5 protein-coding genes are annotated in these 5,139 nt (G+C 74.0%); 1 reads left to right on the forward strand and 4 read right to left on the reverse strand.

What is annotated here, in order from left to right; all coding sequences use genetic code 11:
* The 4 genes from ACW0Q9_RS28975 to thrS all read right to left on the reverse strand — a co-directional run.
* On the reverse strand, positions 1-998 hold a 998-nt coding region (locus tag ACW0Q9_RS28975; RefSeq protein ID WP_456186691.1), incomplete at its 3' end, for an aldo/keto reductase.
* 74 nt (positions 999-1,072) lie between these two features.
* Positions 1,073-1,693, reverse strand: a complete 621-nt coding sequence (locus ACW0Q9_RS28980; RefSeq protein ID WP_456186693.1) for a CG0192-related protein — start codon at positions 1,691-1,693, stop codon at positions 1,073-1,075.
* Between the two features lie 47 nt (positions 1,694-1,740).
* A complete protein-coding gene (locus ACW0Q9_RS28985) occupies positions 1,741-2,310 on the reverse strand; it encodes an HIT family protein (RefSeq protein WP_456186695.1) in 570 nt (189 codons plus the stop codon).
* A 64-nt stretch (positions 2,311-2,374) separates the two neighbouring features.
* Positions 2,375-4,399 (reverse strand): threonine--tRNA ligase, encoded by a 2,025-nt coding sequence (gene thrS / locus ACW0Q9_RS28990; protein ID WP_456186697.1) that lies wholly within the window; start codon positions 4,397-4,399, stop codon positions 2,375-2,377.
* 203 nt (positions 4,400-4,602) lie between these two features.
* On the opposite strand from thrS, the gene ACW0Q9_RS28995 reads away from it, so the two are divergent.
* Positions 4,603-5,139: DUF1775 domain-containing protein (locus ACW0Q9_RS28995; protein ID WP_456186699.1), on the forward strand; the 537-nt coding region annotated here is incomplete at its 3' end.

Raw genomic sequence — 5,139 nt, forward strand, 5'->3', positions numbered from 1 at the left:
GCGGCCGCGCGCAGGGCGGCGAGCTGCCGCTCCACCTCGGCGAACTGGTCGGGGGCGAGCGGGCCGCGGGTCAGCGCGCCGGCGTTCTCCTCCACCTGGGCGACCGTGCGGGCGCCGGGGATCGGCACGGCCCGGCCGCTGCGCGCCCAGATCCAGCCGAGCGCGCCCTGGGCCAGGGTGCGGCCGTCGGCGGTCAGCGCGCCGCGCACGGCGGCGACCCGGCGCAGCCACTCCGGGGCGGGCCGGCCGCTGCGGAACCACTCCAGCCAGTTCGGCGCGGTGCCCCGCACGTCGTCGCGGGGCAGTGTGGACTCCGGCGTGTACTTGCCGGTGAGCAGCCCCATCCCGAGCGGTCCCCGGGCCAGGGCGGCCAGGTCGTGCTTCTCGCAGACGGCCAGCATGGCCGGGGCGTCCCGGAGCACCGACAGGCTGTGCTGCACGGCGGCGGCACTCCGGGCGACCTGGGCGAAGGCGGCCGCCCGGTCGGCCCGGTCGGTGCTCCAGCCGTACGCCCGGACGAGGCCGTCGGCGACGAGGTCCTCCAGGGTGCCGATCAGCGCCTCGGCCCGGGGCACCGGCAGGTCGCCCAGGTGCAGCTGGTAGAGGTCGATCCGGTCGGTGCCCAGCCGGCGCAGCGAGTCGACGACCGCCCGCCGCAGGTAGTCCGGCGACGCGTCCTCACCGGTGGCCTGGCGGGTCCGCTCGTCGAACGTGTAGCCCCACTTGGTGGCGATCACCGCCTCGTCGCGCCGGCCGGCGAGGGCCCGGCCGAGGATCCGTTCGCCGTGCCCGGCCCCGTACGTGTCGGCGGTGTCGAAGAGGGTCACCCCGAGGTCGAGGGCGCGGCGGACCGCCCGGACCGACTCCTCGTCGTCGACCGCGCCCCAGCCCAGCGGGCGGGCACCCTCGGCCCACGGGCCACCGATCGCCCAGCAGCCCATGCCGAGTGCGCTGACCGCGATGCCGCTGCGGCCCAACGGCCGCGTGCTGACTGCCATCGCCGCATCCTGCCACCTTCCCGGGACCCGTGGGCGGGTTCGTCACCCCGGGTGCCGGGACGCCCGGCGGGCCGTCAGCGGGCGTACGCGAGCAGCACCGGGTCGGCCTGCCCCGCCCAGGCGCCGGTCAGCCGGGCGGGCGTCGGGGCGTCGACCGGGGCCGGCCGGCGGACCACGGCCAGCTCGGCCCCACCGGCCCGGATCAGCGTCGGGTCGCCGTCGACCACCTCGTCGACCAGGTCGAACGCCTGCGGGTTGCCGGTCCGGGCGCCGGCCAGGGTCATGCTCGGCTCGCGCACCTCGCGCCGGCCGTCGACCTCGAAGTATTCCTCCGCCTGCCCGGCGTCGGCGAGGACGGCCGCGGCCAGGGCCGGCGGGTAGACCGGGTCGCCGCAGGCGTCGTACACCCAGCGCGGGCCGAGCACGGAGTGGTCGGTGGTGCCGACCAGCCAGCGGTCGGCGCCGGCCAGCGGCGCGGCACGGTAGGTGAGCGGCACCTGGAGGACCGGCCCGTCCCCGGCCCGGACCAGCATGGTCTCGATGCCGACCTCGCCGGCCGGGTCGTCGAACCGGTAGGCGGCCACCCGGGTGACCTCCGCGCCGGCGGCGCCGGCGAACCAGGGCCGGCCGGGCAGCCAGGCGGCGAGCAGGTCGAGCTTCGAGGGGCGCAGTTCCGCGCGGTGCAGCAGGGCCATGCGCAAGATCGTACTGTCGGGAGCGGACCGGGATGCGCCCGCGGCCGTCAGGCCGGCCAGGCCTTGGCGAGCAGGTCCCGGGTGTCGGCGAGCAGTTGCGGCAGCACCTTGGTGCGGCCGATCACCGGCATGAAGTTGGCGTCGCCGCCCCAGCGCGGCACCACGTGCTGGTGCAGGTGCGCGGCGATGCCCGCGCCGGCCACGCCGCCCTGGTTCATTCCGAGGTTGAAGCCGTGCGCGTTGGAGACGTGCCGGACCACCCGCATGGCGTCCTGGGTGAACGCGGCCAGCTCCGCGGTCTCCGGCACGTCCAGCTCGGTGTAGTCCGCCACGTGCCGGTACGGGCAGACCAGCAGGTGCCCCGGGTTGTAGGGGTAGAGGTTGAGCACCGCGAAGACGTGCTCGCCCCGGGCCACCACCAGGCTCTCGTCGGGCGGCAGGCCGGGAGCGAGGCAGAACGGGCAGCCGGTCGGCTTCTCGTAGCCACCCTCGGGGCGGTCCTCCCCCGAGATGTAGGTCATCCGGTGCGGCGTCCAGAGCCGCTCCAGCCCGTCGGCCAGGCCGTTGTCGCCGCCGCCGCCGGCGCCGCCGTCGAAGTGCCGTTCCGCCCCAGTCACACGCCGATCCTACGGTCACCGCGGCGGATCCCACCCGGCCGGACCGGCCGGGTGGGCGGGTGGCTCAGGTGTTGGGCGTGCCCTCCGCCGACGGGCCGGAGTTGGTCCGGGACTCGGCGACCTCCCGCACGTGGGCCACCGCCTCCTCGATCGGCACGCCGTTGCGCTGCGACCCGTCGCGGTAGCGGAAGGAGACCGTGCCGGCGGCCACGTCGTCGTCGCCGGCGATCACCATGAACGGGATCTTCTGCTGCTGGGCGTTGCGGATCTTCTTCTGCATCCGGTCGTCACCCGCGTCGACCTCGGCCCGGATGCCCTGCTTGCGCAGGGTGGTGACGAAGTCCTGGAGGTAGTCGGTGTGGTCCTCGCGGATCGGGATGCCGACCACCTGCACCGGGGCGAGCCAGGCCGGGAACGCGCCCGCGTAGTGCTCGGTGAGCACGCCGATGAACCGCTCGATCGACCCGAACTTGGCGCAGTGGATCATGACCGGCTGCTGCCGCGTGCCGTCGGCCGCCTGGTACTCCAGCCCGAAGCCCTTCGGCTGGTTGAAGTCGTACTGGATGGTCGACAGCTGCCAGGTGCGGCCGATGGCGTCCTTGGCCTGCACGGAGATCTTCGGGCCGTAGAAGGCCGCGCCGCCCGGGTCCGGCACCAGGTCGAGCCCGGTCTCCCGCGCGCACTGCTCCAGCACGGCGGTGGCCGTGGCCCAGTCCTCGTCGGAGCCGACGAACTTGTCGAGCCGGGCCTCGTCGCGGGTCGACAGCTCCAGGTAGAAGTCGTCGATGCCGAAGTCCTTCAGCAGGCTGAGCACGAAGTTGAGCAGGTGCTTGATCTCGGCCGGCGCCTGCTCGCGGGTGCAGTAGGAGTGCGAGTCGTCCTGGGTCAGGCCGCGGACCCGGGTCAGCCCGTGGACCACGCCCGACTTCTCGTACCGGTAGACCGAACCGAACTCGAACAGCCGCATCGGCAGCTCACGGTAGGACCGCCCGCGCGACCGGTAGATCAGGTTGTGCATCGGGCAGTTCATCGCCTTGAGGTAGTAGTCCGCGCCCTCGAGTTCCATGGGCGGGTACATGCCGTCGGCGTAGTAGGGCAGGTGGCCCGAGGTGTGGAACAGCCCTTCCTTCGAGATGTGCGGGGTCCCGACGTACTGGAAGCCCTCCTCGATGTGGCGGGTGCGGACGTAGTCCTCCATGACCCGCTTGAGCACGCCGCCCTTGGGGTGGAAGACCGCCAGGCCGGAGCCGATCTCGTCGGGGAAGCTGAACAGGTCCAGGTCCGCGCCGAGCTTGCGGTGGTCGCGCCGGGCGGCCTCCTCCAGCAGCCTCAGGTACGCCTTCAGCTCGTCCCGGGTCGGCCACGCGGTGCCGTAGACCCGCTGGAGCTGCGGGTTCTTCTCCGAGCCCCGCCAGTAGGCGGCGGCCGAGCGCATCAGCTTGAACGCGCCGATCAGCCGGGTGTTCGGCAGGTGCGGGCCGCGGCACAGGTCCGACCAGCAGACCTTGTCCTCGGTGGCGGCGAGGTTGTCGTAGATGGTCAGCTCGCCGCCGCCCACCTCCATCACCTCGGAGGAGTCCAGCCCCTCACCCTTGACCTCGATCAGCTCCATCTTGAACGGCTCGGCGGCCAGCTCGCCGCGCGCCTCGTCCAGGCTGTTGAAGCGGCGCCGGCGGAACCGCTGCCCGGACTTGACGATCTCCTGCATCCGCTTCTCGAGCTTCGCGAGGTCGTCCGGCTGGAACGGCTTGGCCACCTGGAAGTCGTAGTAGAAGCCGTTCTCGATCGGCGGGCCGATGCCGAGCTTGGCCTCCGGGAACACGTCCTGAACGGCCTGGGCCAGCACGTGCGCCGTCGAGTGGCGCAGCACGTTCAGCCCGTCCGGGGTGTCGAGGGCGACCGGCTCGACCGCGGTCTCCTCGGCCGGCTTCCAGTCCAGGTCGCGCAGCACGCCCTGCGGATCGCGGACCACCACGATCGCCTTCGGGCCGCTCATCGGCAGCCCGGCCGCGGCCACCGCGTCGGCCGCCGTCGTCCCGGCGGCGACGACGACGGGGTCGGCCACGACGGGGGTACGGGGTGCGGACACGGTGACTCCTGTCGTCGACGGTTCGGATGTGCCGGGTACCGGCCACTGCGATGCTATCGGTCGCCCGGACCCGCACCGTCGGCGACGCCGCGCTCCCCCGGCCGACGAGTTCCGTCCCGCGTTGAACCTTTCCGCCCCCGCGCCCGAACTACCGGGTGGGGCCGGAGCCGGTGCCGGCCGCGTCGACACGGATGGGGACGACCATGACGATGATCCGTCGGGGCCGGTGGTGGGCGGCGCTGCTGGCCGCCGCGCTCGGCGGCCCGCTGGGCTGGCCCGGCCCCGCGAGCGCCGCCGAGGTGACCCTCACGACCTCCCCGGCCCAGGTGCGCCAGGGCGACGCCATCGAACTCGCCGTGGTGCTGCCCGAGGAGCGGGCCGGCAGCCGGACCAGCCGGATCGAGCTGCGGATGCCCGCGGACGCCCCGATCGGCGAGGTCTACCCGCTGTCCGTGCCGGACTGGGCCCCGACCATCACCACCCGCACCCTCGACCGGCCGGTCGCCGGCATCCACGCCGCCGAGCTGAACCAGGTGACCGACGCGGTTACCTGGATCCGGATGCCCGGCACCACCGGGCCGGCGCGGCTCTCCCTCGGCATGGGCCCGATGCCGGCCACCGACCGGCTCACCTTCTCGGTGATCCAGACGTACGCCGACGGCACCGTGGTCCGCTGGACCGACCCGCCCGGCGGCGCGCATCCCGCGCCGACGGTCACCCTGCTGCCCGCGCCGCCGGGC

The sequence above is a fragment of the Micromonospora sp. I033 genome (assembly GCF_053890995.1).

What these genes read in the sequence shown, in the direction of transcription:
- ACW0Q9_RS28980 (WP_456186693.1), bottom strand. Translation starts at nt 1,693, where the DNA reads ATGGCCCTGCTGCACCGCGCGGAACTGCGCCCCTCGAAGCTCGACCTG.